The following is an 18,298-nucleotide window of genomic DNA, read 5'->3' as shown; positions in this document are numbered from 1 at the left end:
AAAAAGGCTTAATGAAAGATAGTCCGGCAGCTGCCGGCTGAACAATTGAGAAAGGGGGATATCCATGCCACGCAAAGGTCCAGTTACCAAGAGAGACGTGCTGCCTGATCCGGTGTATAACAGCAAGCTTGTTACACGTTTGATCAACCGCATCATGCTCGACGGAAAACGCGGAGTTGCTCAAAGCATCCTGTATAATGCGTTCAAGATCATTCAGGAACGTACGGGCAACGATCCAATGGAAGTATTTGAAGCAGCTATCAAGAATATCATGCCAGTCCTGGAAGTTAAAGCTCGCCGTGTAGGCGGTGCCAACTACCAAGTACCAATCGAGGTTAAACCTGAGAGACGTACTTCCCTGGGACTCCGTTGGCTCGTGAACTACTCACGCAGCCGCGGTGAGAAAACAATGGAAGAGCGTCTGGCTGCAGAAATCATCGACGCATCCAACAACACTGGTGCTTCCGTTAAGAAACGTGAAGACACACACAAAATGGCTGAAGCGAACAAAGCGTTTGCTCACTACCGCTGGTAGGATTCGGCTCACTAATAAACTTCAATTTTGAAGGGAGACCCATTTCATGGCAAGAGAGTTCTCCTTGAAAAATACACGTAATATCGGGATCATGGCTCATATTGACGCTGGTAAAACCACTACAACTGAGCGGATTCTGTTCTACACAGGCCGTACGCACAAGATCGGTGAAGTTCACGAGGGCGCTGCGACGATGGACTGGATGGAACAGGAACAGGAGCGCGGGATCACGATTACATCCGCTGCTACCACTGCTGCTTGGAAGGGTCATCGCGTTAATATCATCGATACCCCAGGGCACGTTGACTTCACAGTTGAAGTTGAACGTTCCCTTCGTGTATTGGACGGAGCAGTAGGTGTTTTCAGTGCGAAGGAAGGCGTTGAGCCTCAGTCTGAAACCGTATGGAGACAGGCTGACCGCTACGGCGTTCCACGGATCGCATATGTAAACAAAATGGATATCATCGGTGCCGACTTCCTGAACGTTGTTAACGACATGCGTGAGCGTCTCCAAGCTAACGCTGTTGCGATTCAACTGCCAATTGGCGCTGAGAACGAGTTTGTCGGTATCATCGATATCATTGAGCGCAAGGCTTATATGTACAAGGATGACCTTGGCCAAAATATCGAAGAAGCAGAAATCCCTGCGGACTATGCAGACAAAGTTGAAGAGCTTCGCATGGAACTGGTAGAGAAGGTTGCCGAACTGGACGAAGAACTGACTATGAAATATCTTGAAGGAGAAGAGCTGACGGTTGAAGAAATCAAAGGCGCTCTCCGTCACGGTGTCGTAGAAGTTAAGATCTTCCCAGTGATCTGTGGATCTTCTTATCGTAACAAAGGGGTTCAGCTGATGCTGGACGCTGTTATCGATTACCTGCCTGCTCCAATCGACGTGCCTGATATCAAGGGTGTCCTTGAAGACGGTACGGAAGCTACACGTAAGTCTTCTGATGAAGAGCCTTTCTCTGCACTGGCTTTCAAAATCATGACAGATCCTTACGTTGGTAAGCTGACATTCTTCCGCGTATATTCCGGCGTTCTTACATCCGGTTCATACGTTTTGAATGCTACGAAAGGCAAGCGCGAGCGGATTGGACGTATTCTGCAGATGCATGCGAACAGCCGCCAAGAGATTTCCGAAGTTTACTCCGGTGATATCGCTGCCGCCGTAGGTTTGAAAGATACCGGCACAGGTGATACACTGTGTGATGAGAAGCACCCGGTAATTCTGGAATCCATGAACTTCCCGGATCCGGTTATCGAAATCGCGGTTGAGCCAAAGACAAAAGCTGACCAAGATAAAATGGGTGTGGCTCTCGGTAAGCTGACGGAAGAGGATCCAACTCTGCGTGCACATACCGATGAAGAGACAGGCCAAACGATTTTGGCCGGTATGGGTGAACTTCACCTGGACATCATCATTGACCGTATGCGCCGTGAGTTCAAGGTAGAGACCAATGTGGGTAAACCGCAGGTTGCTTACCGTGAAACATTCCGTCAAGCTGCTCGTGTGGAAGGTAAATTTGTTCGTCAGTCCGGTGGTCGTGGTCAGTACGGTCACGTATGGGTTGAATTCGAGCCTCTGGAAGCAGGTACAGGCAGCCAGTTCGACAGCAAAATTGTCGGCGGATCCGTTCCTCGCGAATACATCGCTCCGGCTCTTGCAGGTATCGAAGAACAAATGAAGAACGGTGTACTTGCCGGCTTCCCGCTTGTAGATGTAAAAGCTACCATCGTTGATGGTTCTTACCACGATGTCGACTCCAACGAGATGGCGTTCAAAATTGCCGGCTCAATGGCGCTGAAAGCAGCGAAAGACAAGTGTAAGCCTGTATTGCTCGAGCCGATTATGAAAGTTGAAGTAACGGTTCCTGAGGAATACATGGGTGACGTAATGGGTATGCTGAACTCCCGCCGTGGCCGTATCGAAGGTATGGACTCCCGTGGCGGCGCTCAAATTATCCGTGCCAAAGTACCTCTGTCCGAAATGTTTGGATATTCCACAACACTTCGTTCCGGTACACAAGGCCGCGGCGTGTTCTCCATGGAGCTCTCTCACTATGAAGAAGTTCCTAAGAATATCGCTGAGGAAATCGTCTCCAAAGCCAAAGGCGAGTAATAAGTTTTACATGGTCGTCAGGTGTAGTAGTTTTATAATTGCGCACCTGATGGTCTAAACATAACCCAAGATATTGAGGAGGAATTGTTCAAATGGCAAAGGCTAAGTTTGAACGTACTAAACCACACGTTAACATTGGTACTATCGGTCACGTTGACCATGGTAAAACAACTCTGACTGCTGCTATCACAACTGTACTGTCCAAAACCTATGGCGGTGCTGCAGTAGCTTTCGATCAAATCGATAAAGCTCCAGAAGAAAGAGAACGTGGTATCACGATCTCCACAGCTCACGTTGAATACGAAACTGACCAACGTCACTATGCTCACGTTGACTGCCCAGGCCACGCTGACTATGTTAAAAACATGATCACTGGTGCTGCACAAATGGACGGAGCGATCCTGGTTGTATCCGCAGCTGACGGCCCAATGCCGCAAACTCGCGAGCACATCCTGCTCTCCCGTCAGGTAGGCGTTCCTTACATCGTCGTATTCCTGAACAAATGCGACATGGTTGAAGACGAAGAGCTTCTGGAACTGGTTGAAATGGAAGTTCGTGACCTGCTGAACGAATATGAATTCCCAGGCGACGACACTCCAATCACTCGTGGTTCTGCTCGTGAAGCTCTGCAAAACCCTGATGGTGAGTGGGCACAAAAAATCGTTGAGATGTTCAAAGAAATCGACACTTACATCCCAACTCCAGAACGCGACACTGAGAAACCTTTCCTGATGCCAGTCGAGGACGTGTTCTCCATCACTGGTCGTGGTACAGTTGCTACTGGCCGTGTAGAGCGTGGTACTGTTAAAGTCGGCGACGAAATTGAAATCGTTGGTATCCACGAAGAAACTAAGAAATCCGTTGTTACGGGCGTTGAAATGTTCCGTAAATTGCTGGATTCCGCTCAAGCTGGTGACAACATCGGCGCTCTGCTGCGCGGTGTTGACCGTGCCCAAATCGAGCGTGGTCAAGTACTTGCTAAGCCTGCTTCTGTTAAGCCTCACACGGAATTCACGGCTCAAGTATACGTACTGACTAAAGAAGAAGGCGGACGTCATAAGCCTTTCTTCACTGGCTACCGTCCACAATTCTATTTCCGTACAACTGACGTAACAGGTATCATCAACCTGCCAGAAGGTACTGAAATGGTTATGCCTGGCGACAACATCACAGTTACTGTACAACTGATCGCTCCAATCGCGATCGAAGAAGGTACTCGCTTCGCGATCCGCGAAGGCGGCCGTACAGTAGGTGCTGGCGCTGTAGCAACAATTTTGAAATAATAAGGGCTGACCCTTAAATATAAGCAACATTGTACTGGAACGAGCAACAGTGTACTGTAAAGGATTCAGAAGCCTCCGTCTTTCAGGCGGGGGCTTTTTGCATTGCAGATTCGGGGCAAGAAAATCTTTTAGGATTTTGCTTGCATTGGGCTTTTATATTCTATATAATAAGAATGTTGTTTGTGACTGTGCGATGATGTGAGAGGTTACTGACACACCCGGCCCCTTTGCCATGGGGCAGTGGTCAGAAAATTTTCACGGAGTATGTCCGATACCAAATTGGGCGATAGAAGGAGGGACTAAAATGGCAAAGCAAAAAATTCGTATTCGTTTGAAAGCATACGATCACAGAATTCTTGATCAATCCGCTGAGAAAATTGTTGAAACAGCGAAACGTTCGGGTGCAGGTGTTTCCGGGCCGATTCCGCTGCCTACTGAGAAACAAGTTATTACTATTCTCCGTGCGGTGCACAAGTACAAGGATTCCCGGGAGCAGTTCGAAATGCGCACTCACAAGCGTCTGATCGACATCGTGAACCCGACTCCGCAAACTGTGGATGCCTTGATGCGCTTGGACCTGCCGTCCGGTGTAGATATCGAAATCAAACTGTAATAAACATGCGTGATTAAAGAAAGGAAAAGAGGTGTCAACATGAAAGGTATCTTAGGAAAGAAGCTTGGAATGACCCAAGTATTTACCGCTGAAGGCAACGTTGTTGCCGTTACAGTTATCGAAGCTGGTCCTAACGTGGTTCTGCAAAAGAAAGACGTCGAGAATGACGGCTACGAAGCGGTACAGCTCGGCTTTTCCGACAAGAAAGCAAAGAATGCCAATAAACCTGAAGCAGGACATGCGAAAAAAGCAAACACTGCGCCTAAGCGCTACGTTCGTGAATTCCGCGGTGTTGATCTGGCTGGTTACGAAGTTGGCCAAGAGATCAAGGCTGATATCTTCGCAGAAGGTGAATTCGTTGACGTAACAGGTACTTCCAAAGGTAAAGGCTTTGCCGGCGTAATCAAACGTTGGGGACAAAGCACAGGACCTATGTCTCACGGTTCCCGTTATCACAGAGGACCAGGTTCCATGGGCTCTATTCAAGCGAACCGCGTTCCTAAAGGCAAACGTCTTCCAGGACATATGGGTCATGATACTGTAACTATTCAACGCCTTGAAGTTGTAAAAATCGATGCAGAACGCAACGTGCTGCTCGTGAAAGGTTCCATCCCAGGACCGAAAAACAGCTTCGTAAAAATTCAAGCAACGGTGAAGAAATAATCGCCTGAAGAAAGGAGGAACACGAAATGCCAAAAGTAGCAGTCTACAATATCAGCGGCAGCCAAGTTGGCGAAGTTGAATTGAAAGATACAGTATTCGGTATCGAACCGAACAAGCACGTCCTTCATGAAGCAGTTGTTATGCAACTTGCATCCCTGCGTCAAGGGACTCATAAAGTGAAAGGTCGTTCCGAAGTGCGCGGCGGCGGTCGCAAGCCTTGGAAACAAAAAGGCACTGGTCGCGCTCGTCAAGGCTCCATCCGCGCTCCGCAATGGAAAGGCGGCGGTACTGTTTTCGGACCGACACCTCGCAGCTATGCATACAAACTGCCTAAGAAAGTTCGCCGTTTGGCTATCAAATCGGCACTGTCTTCCAAAGTGATCGAGAACCAAATTATCGTACTGGACGCTCTGACTATGAACGCTCCTAAGACGAAAGAATTTGTTGCCATTTTGAACAACCTCAAAGCAGATCGCAAAGCTTTGGTCGTAGCTCCTAGCTATGATGATAATGTGGCTCTTTCCGCACGGAATATTCCTGGTGTGAAATTTGTCGCAGCAGATGGCATTAATGTTCTTGACGTGCTCAAACACGACAAACTGATCATTACGAAAGAAGCAGTCCAGAAAGTTGAGGAGGTGTTCGCGTAATGAAGGATCCTCGTGATATTATCAAACGTCCGATCATCACTGAGCGTACGGCTGAAATGATGAGTGACTTGAAATATGTGTTTGAAGTGGATATCCGCTCGAACAAAACGGAAATCAAGAAAGCGATCGAAGCAATTTTCAACGTGAAGGTTGCGAATGTGAACACTCTGCGTGTTCCTGCGAAGCCTAAACGCTATGGCCGTTATTCCGGTTACACCAGCGAGTGGAAAAAAGCTTTCGTAACGCTGACTAAAGACAGCAAACCGGTCGAGTTTTTTGAAACGGTATAATTGAAACTGTAAAGTAAGGAGGGAAATTCAGTGCCAATCAAAAAGTACAAACCGACATCCCCGGCTAGACGCGCAATGTCCGTCTCTACTTTTGAAGAGATCACGACAAATCAGCCGGAGAAATCCTTGCTGGCGCCTCTGAGCAAAAAAGCCGGCCGCAACAACCAAGGTAAAATTACGGTTCGTCACCATGGCGGCGGACATAAGCGTAAATACCGCATCATCGACTTCAAACGCAACAAAGACGGAATACCGGGCCGCGTTGCTACGATTGAATACGATCCAAACCGGACTTCCAACATCGCACTGATTCACTATGTGGATGGCGAAAAACGCTACATCATCGCTCCTAAAGGTCTGAAAGTAGGAGACGAAGTAGTATCCGGAGCAGGCTCCGACATCAAAATTGGTAATTCTCTTCCGCTGGAAAACATTCCGGTTGGTACGGTTATCCACAACATTGAGTTGAAACCTGGCAAAGGCGGACAATTGGTTCGTGCAGCAGGTACGGAAGCTCAATTGCTCGGTAAAGAAGAGAAGTACGTAACTGTTCGTCTTTCTTCCGGTGAAGTACGCCGCATTCTGAAAGTTTGCCGCGCTACCATCGGTTCTGTAGGCAACGAAGACCATGAGCTCGTGAAAATCGGTAAAGCCGGACGCAGCCGTTGGCTGGGACAACGTCCTGAAGTCCGCGGGGTAGTTATGAACCCTAACGATCACCCTCACGGTGGTGGTGAAGGCCGTGCTCCAATCGGACGCAAATCGCCTATGTCTCCATGGGGCAAACCAACTCTTGGTTACAAAACGCGTAAAAAAGGTAAAGCTTCTGATAAATACATCGTTCGCCGCCGCACGAAGTAATGCACGCTGTGCATAATGCGTGAACGAGCAGCAAGGACGAGAACGTTTGACGAAGGGAGGATTCACACATGAGCCGCAGTCTTAAAAAAGGTCCATTTGTAGATGGATACCTGTTGAAAAAAGTTGAGGTGCTGAACGAACAGGACAAGAAAGTCGTAATCAAAACTTGGTCCCGCCGTTCCACTATTTTCCCTCAGTTCATCGGACACACTTTCGGTGTATATGACGGTCGTAAACATGTGCCTGTATACGTAACCGAAGATATGGTTGGCCACAAGTTGGGCGAGTTCGCTCCAACACGTACGTACAAAGGCCATACGGACGACGACAAGAAAACAAGAAGATAATGAACCAGCGCCATGTTTGAGAGGAGGTAAACTCAATGGAAGCAAAAGCACACGCTAGGTCTGTACGGATTTCCGCCCGTAAAGTCAAGCTCGTGATCGACTTGATTCGCGGTAAGCAAGTGGGTGAAGCGGTAGCTATCCTTCGCCACACACCTAAAGCTGCTTCTCCGGTAGTTGAAAAGCTGCTGAACTCTGCGATTGCCAATGCGGAGCATAACTATTCCTTGGACGTAAACAACCTGGTTGTTTCCGAAGTGTTCGTCAACCAAGGTCCAACGATGAAACGTTTCCGTCCGCGCGCAATGGGACGTGCAAGCCGGATTAATAAACGCACCAGCCACATCACTTTGGTGGTATCTGAAAAATAAGGAGGGAAAACGTGTGGGACAAAAGGTAAATCCCGTCGGACTCCGAATCGGTATTATCCGTGATTGGGAATCCAAATGGTACGCAGGCAAAGATTTCGGTGATCTTTTGCTGGAAGACGTAAAAATTCGTGAGCACCTGAAAAATAAACTGAAAGACTCCGCTGTATCCCGTATCGAGATCGAAAGAGCAGCGAACCGCATCAACGTAACAATCCACACTGCGAAGCCAGGCATGGTTATCGGTAAAGGTGGTTCTGAAGTTGAAAATCTGCGTGGTGAAATCACCAAAATCGCAGGCGGTAAAAAGGTTCACATCAACATTTCTGAAATTAAAAACCCTGAGCTGGACGCAATTCTTGTTGCTGAGAGCATCGCACAACAGCTGGAGCGCCGTGTTTCCTTCCGTCGTGCTTTGAAACAAGCAATCCAAAGAACAATGCGTGCAGGTGCAAAAGGGATCAAAACTCAAGTGGGCGGCCGTCTTGGCGGTGCTGAGATCGCTCGTTCGGAAGGCTACAGTGAAGGAACTGTTCCACTGCACACGCTTCGTGCCGACATTGACTATGGTACAGCTGAAGCTCATACTACTTATGGCCGTATCGGCGTAAAAGTATGGATCTATCGTGGAGAGGTTCTTCCTACGGCTAAGAAACAAGCTGCTCAGGAAGGAGGCAACTAATCATGTTGGTACCAAAACGTGTCAAACACCGCAAGCAGCAACGCGGTCATATGAAAGGCCGTGCTAAAGGCGGTACAACTTTGAACTTCGGTGAATACGGTTTGCAAGCTCTTGAGCCATCTTGGATCACAAACCGTCAAATCGAATCCGCTCGTATCGCGATGACTCGTTATATCAAACGTGGCGGTAAAGTTTGGATTAAAATTTTCCCTGACAAACCGATTACACAAAAGCCTCTCGAAGTGCGGATGGGTAGCGGTAAAGGTAACGTGGAAAAATGGGTTGCAGTTGTGAAGCCTGGTAAGATCATGTTTGAGCTTGCCGGCGTACCGGAAGAGGTTGCTCGCGAAGCTATGCGTCTTGCCGCTCACAAGCTGCCAATCAAAACTAAGTTTGTGAAACGTGAAGAATTGGGTGGTGAAGTAAATGAAGGCTAATGAATTTCGCAACCTAACCACTGCAGAACTTGAGCAAAAAATTTCCGGGTTTAAAGAAGAACTCTTTAACCTCCGCTTTCAACTCGCTACCGGTCAGCTCGACAATCCTGTCCGCATCCGCGATGTGCGCAAAGACATTGCTCGTGCGAAAACCGTGATTCGTGAAAGAGAACTTGGGATTAGCTAAGATCAATGTTTGATCCATATCCCGTATGTATTCAGGAAGGAGGCCCACAATGAGCGAACGTAATGCCCGTAGAGTGCAAGTTGGTAAAGTAGTCAGCGACAAAATGGACAAAACGATTGTGGTTGCTGTAGAAACCTACAAGAAACATGATCTGTACCATAAACGTATCAAGTACACTAAAAAGTTTAAAGCTCATGATGAGAACAACACTGCGCAAATCGGTGATACTGTTAAAATCATGGAAACTCGCCCTCTGTCCAAGGATAAAAACTGGAGACTGGTCGAGATCGTTGAAAAAGCAGTAATCATCTAATGAACCTGCAGTTTTGCCGAAAGGAGGAAATCTAAATGATTCAACCATTTACACGTTTGGCTGTGGCTGACAACTCCGGTGCGAAGGAATTGATGTGTATCCGAGTACTCGGTGGTACGGGACGTCGTACGGCTCAAATCGGTGATCTGATCGTTTGTTCCGTAAAACAAGCAACACCAGGCGGCGTTGTCAAAAAAGGTGACGTTGTTAAAGCGGTTGTGGTTCGTACAAAGCGTTCCACTCGCCGTAAGGACGGATCCTACATTGGTTTTGACGAAAACGCAGCTGTTGTTGTTAAAGAAGATAAAAGCCCGCGCGGAACACGTATTTTCGGACCTGTTGCTCGCGAACTTCGCGATAAAGACTTCATGAAAATCGTTTCCTTGGCACCGGAAGTTATCTAATAACGGATTCTGCGGAATTTCGAATAGAGCGAGTTCTTAACCCCTTTTATCAAGGAAGCAATAGGAGGTGTACGAAATGCCAAAAGTGAAAAAGGTTCTGGAATCCCACAACAACAAGCTTCACGTCAAAAAAGACGATACGGTTATGGTGATTACCGGTAAGGATAAGGGTAAAAAAGGCCGCGTTATCGCTGCTTATCCTCGTGAAAACCGTGTGCTTGTGGAAGGTGTGAACATGATCAAAAAACACCAAAAGCCTAACCAGCAAAATCCACAGGGCGGTATTATCGAGCAAGAAGCTCCGATCCACGTATCCAACGTTATGCACATCGACCCTAAGAGCGGAAAAGTAACCCGCATCGGTTACAAAGTGCTGGAGAACGGTAAAAAAGTGCGCGTTGCCAAACGTTCCGGAGAACAAATCGATAAATAAGACTGTTTAAAGAAAGGAGGCCTATAATTCATGGCAGCAAGAATGAAAGAACGTTACCTGAATGAAATTACTCCTGCTTTGATGCAGAAGTTCAATTATACAACGGTTATGCAGGTTCCGAAAATCGAGAAAGTCGTAATCAACATGGGGGTTGGCGACGCTGTTCAAAACTCCAAAGTGCTTGATTCGGCTGTCAACGACATGCAACTGATCTCCGGCCAAAAACCGGTTATCACACGTGCGAAGAAATCGATCGCCGGTTTCAAACTGCGTGAGAACATGCCGATCGGGGTTAAAGTAACACTGCGCGGCGAGCGTATGTACTACTTCCTGGATAAACTGTTTAACATCACGCTCCCGCGTGTACGTGACTTCCGTGGTGTATCCACCAAAGCCTTTGACGGCCGCGGCAACTACACACTGGGTCTGAAAGAACAGCTGATCTTCCCTGAGATCGAGTATGATAAAGTTGATAAAGTGCGCGGTATGGACATCGTTATCGTAACAACAGCCAAAACCGACGAAGAGTCCCGCGAACTGCTGACTCAATTTGGAATGCCTTTTGCAAAGTAATGACGGCTTAACGTAGTGGGTTTATGATAACCCAATTCTCCGAAAATATTTAGGAGGTGTCAGGCTAAGTGGCAAAAACTTCGATGAAAGTTAAACAACAACGCACGCCGAAGTTCAAAGTTCGTGCGTACACTCGCTGCGAGCGTTGCGGTCGTCCACATTCGGTGTTGCAAAAATTCAAGATCTGCAGAATTTGCTTCCGTGAATTAGCTTATAAAGGCCAGATTCCTGGCGTGAAAAAAGCAAGCTGGTAAAAAGTCCTGTACGGGAAGGAGGTTTATACACAATGACTATGTCTGATCCAATTGCAGATATGCTTACTCGTATTCGTAACGCGAACACAGTTCGTCACGAAACAGTAGAAATGCCTGCTTCGACAATGAAAAAGCAAATCGCCGAAATCCTGAAGCGTGAAGGCTTTATCCGGGATGCGGAGTTTATTGAAGATAACAAACAAGGGATTATCCGTGTTTTCCTGAAATACGGTGCCAATAATGAGCGTGTCATCACTGGTCTGAAAAGAATCAGCAAGCCAGGTCTTCGCGTGTACACGAAGAGCAACGAAGTTCCTCGCGTACTCGGCGGTCTGGGCATCGCGATTATCTCGACTTCCAAAGGTGTAATGACTGATAAAGAAGCACGTCAGTCCAAAGCCGGCGGCGAGGTTGTTTGCTACGTTTGGTAATACCACGTTAACAAGATAGGAGGTGCAACATATGTCCCGTATTGGTCGCAAGCCAATCACAGTACCAAGTGGTGTGGATATCACACTGAACAACACAGTAATCACGGTTAAAGGACCAAAAGGAACTTTGACTCGCGAACTTCATAAAGACATGAAGGTCACTGTGGAAAACAATGAAATTAGCGTTGTTCGTCCTTCGGACAACAAACTTCACCGTTCTCTTCACGGAACAACCCGTTCCGTTGTCAGCAACATGGTGAGTGGTGTAACAGAAGGTTTTGCAAAATCTCTGGAGCTGGTTGGGGTCGGATATCGTGCAAGCAAATCCGGAGATAAAGTCGTTCTGAACGTTGGTTACTCCCATCCGGTAGAAATCACTCCGGAACCTGGCATTGAGTTCGAAGTGCCTTCGAATACAAAAATCATCGTTCGCGGTATCGATAAAGAACGCGTAGGCGCATATGCTGCCAAAATTCGTTCCGTTCGCGAGCCTGAGCCATACAAAGGCAAAGGGATCAAGTATGAAGGTGAACGCATCATCCGTAAAGAAGGTAAAGCCGGTAAGAAGAAATAATGTTCTTGCCGCCTTTGCGCGGTCTTTCCTCTGGAGAGACATTGTGCTTCTTTTTTACCCAGTGCGTCTTGAGATGAAGCTGTAAAGGCAAACTGAAGGGAGTGAAACGAGAAAATGATTACGAAACAGGATAAAAACAAAGCGCGTGTAAGAAGACATCTGCGTGTTCGTAAGAAAATCACCGGAACTGCAGCACGTCCTCGTCTGAACGTGTTCCGTTCTTCCAAACATATCTATGCTCAACTGATCGATGACGTGGCAGGTGTAACCCTGGCTGCAGCTTCGACAGTGGACAAAGAACTGAGCGGCGAGATCAAAAACGGCGGCAGCGTTGAAGCCGCACGTAAAGTCGGAGAACTGGTTGCTAAGCGTGCTAAAGAAAAAGGTGTTTCCGGGATCGTATTCGATCGCGGAGGTTACCTGTATCATGGTCGTATTCAAGCGCTGGCAGAAGCTGCGCGTGAAGCAGGACTTGAGTTTTAAGACATTTTTCAAAAGGAGGTTAACGACTTGCGTGTAGATCCTAACACTTTGGAACTGACTGAAAGAGTTGTAAATATTAATCGTGTTGCTAAAGTTGTAAAAGGCGGACGTCGTTTCAGTTTCAGCGCATTGGTTGTTGTCGGCGACGGCAATGGCTGGGTTGGCGCCGGAATTGGTAAAGCTGGCGAAGTACCTGATGCAATCCGCAAAGGTATTGAAGATGCCAAGAAAAATCTGATTCATGTTCCGCTCGTAGGAACAACCGTCCCTCACCAGATCACAGGTAAGTTTGGAGCAGGCCGCGTGTTGTTGAAGCCTGCATCCCAAGGTACTGGCGTTATCGCCGGCGGTCCGGTTCGTGCCGTACTGGAGCTGGCTGGCGTAGGTGATATTTTGACAAAATCTCTGGGTTCTTCGAATTCCATGAACATGGTCAATGCGACTTTGGAAGGTTTGTCCCGCTTGAAGCGCGCTGAAGAGGTTGCGAAATTGCGTGGTAAAACTGTCGAAGAGCTGCGCGGCTAAGGAGGAAATGGCATGAGCAAACTGCAAATTACTCTCGTTCGTTCATTGATCGGCCGTCCAGGTACACAGAGAACGACTGTAAACACACTTGGCCTGCGCAAGGTCAACCAGACAGTGGTTCACAACGACAATCCTGCAATTCGCGGGATGATCAATCAAGTTAGCCACCTGGTTTCTGTTAAAGAAATCGAGGCTTAAGTTATAGATTTCCAACACAAACAAGGAGGTGCAACGAACGATGAAGTTACATGAGCTTTCGTCCGCTCCAGGCTCCCGCAAAGAACGCAAACGCGTTGGTCGCGGTACTAGTAGCGGTACAGGTAAAACATCAGGTCGCGGTCACAAAGGTCAAAACGCTCGTTCCGGCGGTGGTGTGCGTCCGGGCTTCGAAGGTGGCCAGAACCCACTGTATCGTCGCTTGCCTAAGCGCGGTTTCGTAAATCCAACTCGCAAAGAGTATGCAGTTGTGAACATCGAAGATCTGAATAGTTTGGCAGAAGGTACAGAAGTGACTCCAGAATTCCTGATGGAAAACGGTATTGTGAAAAACGCTAAATCCGGCATCAAAATTCTGGGTAACGGCGAAGTCACTGTAAAACTGACTGTTAAAGCGAACAAGTTTTCTCAATCTGCGGTGGAGAAAATTGAAGCTGCCGGCGGTAAAACCGAGGTGATCTAATGTTCAATACCCTGAAGAATATATGGCGGGTTGAAGAGCTTCGCACTCGTATCCTGTTCACGCTGTTGATTCTGATTGTGTTCCGTATCGGCTCCTTCGTTCCGGTTCCGGGAGTAAACAAGGATGTCTTTACGGCAACCGATCAGGCAGGAAGTGAGTTGTTCGGTCTTCTGAACACCTTCTCCGGGGGTGCATTGTATCAGTTCTCGATCTTTGCCCTCGGTATTGTGCCGTATATCACGGCGTCCATTATCGTGCAACTTCTTTCAATGGACGTTATTCCGAAACTGGCGGAATGGGCTAAACAAGGGGAACATGGCAAAAAGAAGTTGGCACAGATAACCCGTTATGGTACGGTTATACTGGCTCTGATTCAGGCATTCGGCACTTCGATCGGCTTTAACCGTCTGTATAACGCAGAAATGATTCCAGGGGCAACCATTGCGGATTATATTCTGATTGCGATTGTACTGACAGCTGGCACTACGTTCCTGATGTGGCTTGGTGAGCAGATCACCGAGAAGGGAATCGGAAACGGTATTTCCATTATCATCTTTGCGGGCATCGCTGCCGGCATTCCGAGACATATCCGGACGATCGTTGAATCCCAGTTTATTCAGGCGGATCAGCTCTTCATGAATATTCTGAAAGCCATTATTATGGCTTTGGTCATTCTTTTGGTCGTTGTCGGAGTTATCTTCATCCAGCAGGGGATCCGGAAAATTCCGGTGCAGTATGCGAAACGGGTAGTCGGCAACAAAATGTACGGCGGCCAAAACACGCATATTCCGATGAAAATCAATGCAGCGGGCGTTATTCCGGTCATCTTTGCGGTGTCATTGCTGCAGTTCCCGATCATTATTGCAAGCTTCTGGGCAGACAAGGTCTGGGCTCAGTGGGTAACCACCCATTTGTACTATGACAAGCCGCTCGGAATGGTGCTGTACGTTGTGATGATTATCGGCTTTACTTTCTTCTATACATTTGTACAGATGAATCCGCAGCAAATGGCAGACAACATGAAGAAGAACGGCGGCTATATTCCGGGCATCCGTCCGGGGAAAGCAACGGAGACGTATCTGACTCGCGTCATGTCGCGTCTGACGATGACAGGAGCTTTGTTCCTGGCTGTCATTTCCGTGTTGCCGGTATTCTTAGGGGCACTTTCGGGCCTGCCTCGTTCGGTGCAAATCGGGGGTACTTCACTGCTCATCATCATCGGTGTGGCACTGGATACCATGAAGCAGATCGAAAGCCAGTTGATTAAACGCCATTACAAAGGCTTCATCAATAAATAGGCGATAGGTTCCGGGACAGGTAATTTACTTGTCAACGGCACCTATTGTGCTGTTTCTTGTGTAGGGGTCGTCTTGAGGGAGTGACAGGTTGTGAACATTCTTATCATGGGCCCTCCCGGGGCTGGAAAAGGAACACAAGCGGGTGTCATCGTAAATGAATTCGGCATCCCTCACATTTCAACCGGAGACGCTTTTCGTCTGGCGATGAAACAGGGAACTCCGATTGGAGTGAAAGCGAAGGAATACATCGACCGCGGTGAGCTTGTTCCTGATGATGTTACGATTGGCATTGTCGAAGAAAGACTCCAACAGCCAGACTGCGAGAAAGGATTCTTGCTGGACGGATTTCCAAGAACCCTGGCCCAGGCTGAAGCGTTGGACGAAATTCTTGGACGGCTGGGCACCAAACTCGATCATGTCGTTGATTTAAAAGTAGACCGCGACCGTTTGATGGCGCGGATTACCGGACGGCGCATTTGCAAAACTTGCGGAGCGACCTATCACGTGATATTCAATCCGCCCAAGGTTGAAGGCATTTGCGATAAAGACGGCGGCGAGCTGTACCAGCGCTCCGACGACAACGAAGAGAGCGTAGGCAAACGGCTTGACGAGTACATTAACAAAACAGCACCACTCCTCACGTTTTATGAAAACAAAGGTCTTCTGCGTCAAATAGACGGGGAGCAGGATATCGATGCGGTTTCCAAAGATATCGTATCCTTGCTGCGGGGTTAACTGTAATGATCATTTGCAAGTCCGAAACGGAATTGAGCTTTATGAGGGAAGCCGGACGCATCGTGGCGGAATGTCATAGCCTACTGGCCGAACATATTGAGCCTGGTATTACTACAGGAGAACTCGATCATATAGCTGATCAGTACATTCGCAGTCAAGGAGCTGTGCCGTCTTTTAAAGGTTATAATGGTTTTCCTGCTAGTATTTGCGCTTCAGTCAACGAACAACTGGTTCACGGATTTCCCGGCAGCCGCACATTACACGATGGTGATATCGTTACGTTTGACATTGGCGCGCAGTATCGGGGGTACCATGGGGATTCCGCCTGGACGTATCCGGTCGGCAGCATCTCACCAGATGCAAGGCGGCTGTTGGATGTGACCGAGGGAGCCCTGGTGGCGGGACTGGCACTTGTCAAACCGGATGTTCGCTTGTTTACTATATCGCACGCGATACAGAAATATATTGAGGATGCTGGTTTTTCAGTAGTGAGGGAATATGTCGGACACGGTATAGGAGCCAAGCTGCATGAGGAACCGCAGATTCCAAACTACGGGATTCCTGATAGGGGACCGGGACTGAAACCCGGCATGGTGCTGGCGATTGAACCGATGGTTAACGCGGGAGCCCGCCATGTAAGGACATTGGAAGACAACTGGACGGTCGTGACGGTGGACGGGTCATTGTGTGCCCACTTCGAGCATACAGTGGCAGTAACCCCGGACGGCATGGAAATTTTCACTACACTGAATTCGTAGGTGATATTGATGGAAGATCAAGGCAGCCTGCAGATTGGTCAGCTTGTGAAAATCCTGAAAGGCAGAGATGCCGGCCAGGCAGCGGTCGTCGTTTCCATTGCGGACAGCAGGTTTGTATATATTGCGGATGGGGACAAACGGAAGTTTGACCAGGCCAAGAAGAAGAATATTCTTCATCTGGAGCCCCAACCGGTGATTAGCAGCGAGATAGTAAACAGTTTGAATGAAAGCGGCCGGGTTACAAACGGCAAGTTGCGTTTTGCAGTGAACCGTTTTCTGGAATTTGCCCAATTTCACGCTGAAGAGAAAGGAGACTAATTTTGGCCAAGGAAGATGTCATTGAAGTGGAAGGTACGGTGATTGAGCCGCTTCCGAACGCGACGTTCAAAGTGGAGCTCGAGAACGGTCACCAGATTCTTGCTCACGTATCCGGAAAGCTGCGTATGCATTTTATCCGCATTCTGACAGGCGACAAAGTGGTCGTACAGTTATCGCCTTACGATCTGACCAAGGGTCGTATAACTTACCGTAAATAAATTGTGTCTGATCTCTTTATGAGAGCAGCTATCTGAATCAACAGGTTATGTTCCGCAAAACTCTTTAAGAAGACTTACGATACGAGCTTTGCCAGCGGTAAAGCTTGGAGGAGGGAATGAACATGAAGGTAAGACCTTCTGTAAAACCCATTTGCGAAAAATGCAAAGTCATTCGCCGCAAAGGGAATGTAATGGTTATTTGCGAAAATCCGAAGCACAAACAAAAACAAGGTTAATAGAAGGGGGTGTAGCGTAAAATGGCTCGTATAGCTGGTGTGGATTTGCCACGTGACAAACGCGTTGAGATCGCCTTGACTTACATTTTCGGAATCGGTAAAACGACTTCCCAAAAAGTTCTGAAAGAAACAGGCATCAATCCGGACACTCGTGTTCGTGACTTGACGGAAGATGAAGTGAGCAAATTACGTGAAACGATCGACAAAGCGGTTAAAGTGGAAGGCGACCTGCGTCGTGAAATTTCCTTGAATATTAAACGTCTGACTGAGATCGGCTGCTACCGCGGTATTCGTCACCGTCGTGGTCTGCCTGTTCGTGGTCAACGTACAAAAACGAATGCCCGTACACGTAAAGGACCTCGTCGTACTGTTGCAAATAAAAAGAAATAAGAAGGGAGGATAACATTCAATGGCTAAACCGAAGAAAGTCGTACGTACAAAACGTCGTGACCGTAAAAATATCGAATCCGGCGTGGCACACATCCGTTCCACGTTCAACAATACGATCGTTACCATCACGGATCCGCACGGTAACGCAATCTCTTGGGCCAGCTCCGGCGGTCTGGGATTCCGCGGTTCCCGTAAATCCACTCCATTCGCAGCGCAAATGGCTGCTGAAACAGCTGCCAAAGCCGCAATGGAACACGGCATGAAAACTGTTGAAGTTATGGTTAAAGGACCAGGCGCAGGCCGTGAAGCAGCTATCCGTTCTCTGCAAGCTGCAGGTCTCGAAGTTAACCTGATTAAAGACGTGACTCCGGTACCTCATAACGGATGCCGTCCTCCAAAACGCCGTCGTGTCTAATGAGATTTTCCCTCAGCGTGTAGTATAAAATCGGCGCATTCTGCCAAGAATGGTTGTTTAGGCATACTGCATGGTAAAGTTTGGATAAGGTGAATGTTTCATTATAGGAGCGACGTTTTGAAGGAGGGATATTGCAGTGATTGAAATCGAAAAGCCGAAAATTGAGACGGTTGACGTCAATGATAATGGCACCTACGGGAAATTCGTGGTAGAACCTTTGGAACGC

At 47.9% G+C, this 18,298-nt stretch carries 32 protein-coding genes; all 32 read left to right on the top strand.

Translation table 11 applies throughout. The features are described 5' to 3' along the window. The first annotated feature begins 64 nt into the window (after positions 1-64). The 32 genes from rpsG to rpsK all read left to right on the top strand — a co-directional run bounded on the left by rpsG (position 65) and on the right by rpsK (position 18,072). Complete coding sequence (gene rpsG / locus ACI1P2_RS26995; protein ID WP_355325555.1) at positions 65-535, top strand: 30S ribosomal protein S7; 471 nt, start codon at positions 65-67, stop codon at positions 533-535. 46 nt (positions 536-581) lie between these two features. After that, positions 582-2,657 carry an elongation factor G gene (gene fusA, locus ACI1P2_RS26990; RefSeq protein ID WP_355325552.1) on the top strand — a complete coding sequence of 692 codons (2,076 nt, stop codon included), beginning with the start codon at positions 582-584 and terminating at the stop codon, positions 2,655-2,657. A 92-nt stretch (positions 2,658-2,749) separates the two neighbouring features. Then, entirely contained in the window at positions 2,750-3,940 is a 1,191-nt protein-coding gene (gene tuf, locus ACI1P2_RS26985) for an elongation factor Tu (RefSeq protein ID WP_355325549.1), read from the top strand. 304 nt (positions 3,941-4,244) lie between these two features. Beyond that, positions 4,245-4,553, top strand: a complete 309-nt coding sequence (gene rpsJ / locus ACI1P2_RS26980; RefSeq protein ID WP_006676490.1) for a 30S ribosomal protein S10 — start codon at positions 4,245-4,247, stop codon at positions 4,551-4,553. Positions 4,554-4,592: 39 nt separating this feature from the next. Beyond that, positions 4,593-5,216 (top strand): 50S ribosomal protein L3, encoded by a 624-nt coding sequence (gene rplC / locus ACI1P2_RS26975; protein WP_355325544.1) that lies wholly within the window; start codon positions 4,593-4,595, stop codon positions 5,214-5,216. A 26-nt stretch (positions 5,217-5,242) separates the two neighbouring features. Beyond that, a complete protein-coding gene (gene rplD / locus ACI1P2_RS26970; RefSeq protein WP_355325542.1) occupies positions 5,243-5,866 on the top strand; it encodes a 50S ribosomal protein L4 in 624 nt (207 codons plus the stop codon). Then, complete coding sequence (rplW, locus tag ACI1P2_RS26965; protein ID WP_355325539.1) at positions 5,866-6,156, top strand: 50S ribosomal protein L23; 291 nt, start codon at positions 5,866-5,868, stop codon at positions 6,154-6,156. The genes rplD and rplW overlap by 1 nt, the downstream gene beginning before the upstream one ends. 30 nt (positions 6,157-6,186) lie before the next feature. Further along, a complete protein-coding gene (rplB, locus tag ACI1P2_RS26960) occupies positions 6,187-7,017 on the top strand; it encodes a 50S ribosomal protein L2 (protein ID WP_305753583.1) in 831 nt (276 codons plus the stop codon). Positions 7,018-7,085: 68 nt separating this feature from the next. Further along, complete coding sequence (gene rpsS / locus ACI1P2_RS26955) at positions 7,086-7,364, top strand: 30S ribosomal protein S19 (RefSeq protein ID WP_305753582.1); 279 nt, start codon at positions 7,086-7,088, stop codon at positions 7,362-7,364. Between the two features lie 35 nt (positions 7,365-7,399). Then, entirely contained in the window at positions 7,400-7,732 is a 333-nt protein-coding gene (rplV, locus tag ACI1P2_RS26950; protein ID WP_355325535.1) for a 50S ribosomal protein L22, read from the top strand. Between the two features lie 13 nt (positions 7,733-7,745). Next, positions 7,746-8,411, top strand: a complete 666-nt coding sequence (gene rpsC / locus ACI1P2_RS26945) for a 30S ribosomal protein S3 (RefSeq protein ID WP_355325532.1) — start codon at positions 7,746-7,748, stop codon at positions 8,409-8,411. A 2-nt stretch (positions 8,412-8,413) separates the two neighbouring features. Further along, a complete protein-coding gene (rplP, locus tag ACI1P2_RS26940) occupies positions 8,414-8,848 on the top strand; it encodes a 50S ribosomal protein L16 (RefSeq protein ID WP_305753579.1) in 435 nt (144 codons plus the stop codon). After that, the gene (gene rpmC / locus ACI1P2_RS26935; protein ID WP_355325528.1) at positions 8,838-9,035 is read left to right on the top strand and encodes a 50S ribosomal protein L29; all 198 of its coding nucleotides are present in this window, start codon (positions 8,838-8,840) and stop codon (positions 9,033-9,035) included. The genes rplP and rpmC overlap by 11 nt, the downstream gene beginning before the upstream one ends. Positions 9,036-9,084: 49 nt before the next feature. Next, the gene (rpsQ, locus tag ACI1P2_RS26930; RefSeq protein WP_355325525.1) at positions 9,085-9,348 is read left to right on the top strand and encodes a 30S ribosomal protein S17; all 264 of its coding nucleotides are present in this window, start codon (positions 9,085-9,087) and stop codon (positions 9,346-9,348) included. Between the two features lie 35 nt (positions 9,349-9,383). Further along, on the top strand, positions 9,384-9,752 hold the full coding sequence (gene rplN, locus ACI1P2_RS26925) for a 50S ribosomal protein L14 (protein ID WP_305753576.1): 369 nt from the start codon (positions 9,384-9,386) through the stop codon (positions 9,750-9,752). A gap of 76 nt (positions 9,753-9,828) precedes the next feature. Further along, a complete protein-coding gene (gene rplX / locus ACI1P2_RS26920) occupies positions 9,829-10,185 on the top strand; it encodes a 50S ribosomal protein L24 (RefSeq protein WP_355325521.1) in 357 nt (118 codons plus the stop codon). Between the two features lie 30 nt (positions 10,186-10,215). After that, positions 10,216-10,758 carry a 50S ribosomal protein L5 gene (gene rplE, locus ACI1P2_RS26915; protein WP_355325518.1) on the top strand — a complete coding sequence of 181 codons (543 nt, stop codon included), beginning with the start codon at positions 10,216-10,218 and terminating at the stop codon, positions 10,756-10,758. 68 nt (positions 10,759-10,826) lie between these two features. Continuing rightward, complete coding sequence (locus tag ACI1P2_RS26910) at positions 10,827-11,012, top strand: type Z 30S ribosomal protein S14 (protein WP_013312154.1); 186 nt, start codon at positions 10,827-10,829, stop codon at positions 11,010-11,012. A gap of 32 nt (positions 11,013-11,044) precedes the next feature. Further along, entirely contained in the window at positions 11,045-11,443 is a 399-nt protein-coding gene (rpsH, locus tag ACI1P2_RS26905; protein ID WP_355325511.1) for a 30S ribosomal protein S8, read from the top strand. A 31-nt stretch (positions 11,444-11,474) separates the two neighbouring features. Beyond that, the gene (gene rplF, locus ACI1P2_RS26900) at positions 11,475-12,017 is read left to right on the top strand and encodes a 50S ribosomal protein L6 (RefSeq protein WP_355325509.1); all 543 of its coding nucleotides are present in this window, start codon (positions 11,475-11,477) and stop codon (positions 12,015-12,017) included. A gap of 114 nt (positions 12,018-12,131) precedes the next feature. After that, a complete protein-coding gene (gene rplR, locus ACI1P2_RS26895; RefSeq protein ID WP_355325507.1) occupies positions 12,132-12,500 on the top strand; it encodes a 50S ribosomal protein L18 in 369 nt (122 codons plus the stop codon). Positions 12,501-12,527: 27 nt separating this feature from the next. Further along, positions 12,528-13,025, top strand: a complete 498-nt coding sequence (gene rpsE, locus ACI1P2_RS26890; protein WP_355325504.1) for a 30S ribosomal protein S5 — start codon at positions 12,528-12,530, stop codon at positions 13,023-13,025. A 12-nt stretch (positions 13,026-13,037) separates the two neighbouring features. After that, entirely contained in the window at positions 13,038-13,223 is a 186-nt protein-coding gene (gene rpmD, locus ACI1P2_RS26885; RefSeq protein ID WP_355325501.1) for a 50S ribosomal protein L30, read from the top strand. A 40-nt stretch (positions 13,224-13,263) separates the two neighbouring features. Continuing rightward, the gene (rplO, locus tag ACI1P2_RS26880) at positions 13,264-13,704 is read left to right on the top strand and encodes a 50S ribosomal protein L15 (protein WP_355325498.1); all 441 of its coding nucleotides are present in this window, start codon (positions 13,264-13,266) and stop codon (positions 13,702-13,704) included. Further along, the gene (gene secY, locus ACI1P2_RS26875) at positions 13,704-15,002 is read left to right on the top strand and encodes a preprotein translocase subunit SecY (protein WP_355325495.1); all 1,299 of its coding nucleotides are present in this window, start codon (positions 13,704-13,706) and stop codon (positions 15,000-15,002) included. Before rplO ends, secY begins: the two co-directional genes overlap by 1 nt. Before the next feature lie 90 nt (positions 15,003-15,092). After that, on the top strand, positions 15,093-15,737 hold the full coding sequence (locus ACI1P2_RS26870; RefSeq protein ID WP_355325492.1) for an adenylate kinase: 645 nt from the start codon (positions 15,093-15,095) through the stop codon (positions 15,735-15,737). A gap of 5 nt (positions 15,738-15,742) precedes the next feature. Further along, a complete protein-coding gene (gene map, locus ACI1P2_RS26865; RefSeq protein WP_355325489.1) occupies positions 15,743-16,495 on the top strand; it encodes a type I methionyl aminopeptidase in 753 nt (250 codons plus the stop codon). A 9-nt stretch (positions 16,496-16,504) separates the two neighbouring features. Continuing rightward, positions 16,505-16,813, top strand: coding sequence for a KOW domain-containing RNA-binding protein (locus tag ACI1P2_RS26860; protein WP_355325486.1), 309 nt, complete (start codon positions 16,505-16,507; stop codon positions 16,811-16,813). Positions 16,814-16,815: 2 nt separating this feature from the next. Further along, positions 16,816-17,031 carry a translation initiation factor IF-1 gene (gene infA / locus ACI1P2_RS26855; RefSeq protein WP_006212898.1) on the top strand — a complete coding sequence of 72 codons (216 nt, stop codon included), beginning with the start codon at positions 16,816-16,818 and terminating at the stop codon, positions 17,029-17,031. Positions 17,032-17,153: 122 nt separating this feature from the next. Then, entirely contained in the window at positions 17,154-17,267 is a 114-nt protein-coding gene (gene rpmJ / locus ACI1P2_RS26850) for a 50S ribosomal protein L36 (protein ID WP_003333770.1), read from the top strand. A gap of 21 nt (positions 17,268-17,288) precedes the next feature. After that, positions 17,289-17,657: a 30S ribosomal protein S13 gene (gene rpsM / locus ACI1P2_RS26845; protein WP_355325481.1), complete on the top strand. Its 369-nt coding sequence runs from the start codon at positions 17,289-17,291 to the stop codon at positions 17,655-17,657. A 19-nt stretch (positions 17,658-17,676) separates the two neighbouring features. Next, on the top strand, positions 17,677-18,072 hold the full coding sequence (gene rpsK / locus ACI1P2_RS26840; protein WP_076315711.1) for a 30S ribosomal protein S11: 396 nt from the start codon (positions 17,677-17,679) through the stop codon (positions 18,070-18,072). The last annotated feature ends 226 nt before the right edge of the window (positions 18,073-18,298 follow it).

Source organism: Paenibacillus jiangxiensis (genome assembly GCF_046098255.1).
Lineage (GTDB): Bacteria > Bacillota > Bacilli > Paenibacillales > Paenibacillaceae > Paenibacillus > Paenibacillus jiagnxiensis.
The sequence above is the reverse complement of the archived record's forward strand: the minus strand, read 5'-3'. Positions and strand labels throughout refer to the sequence as shown.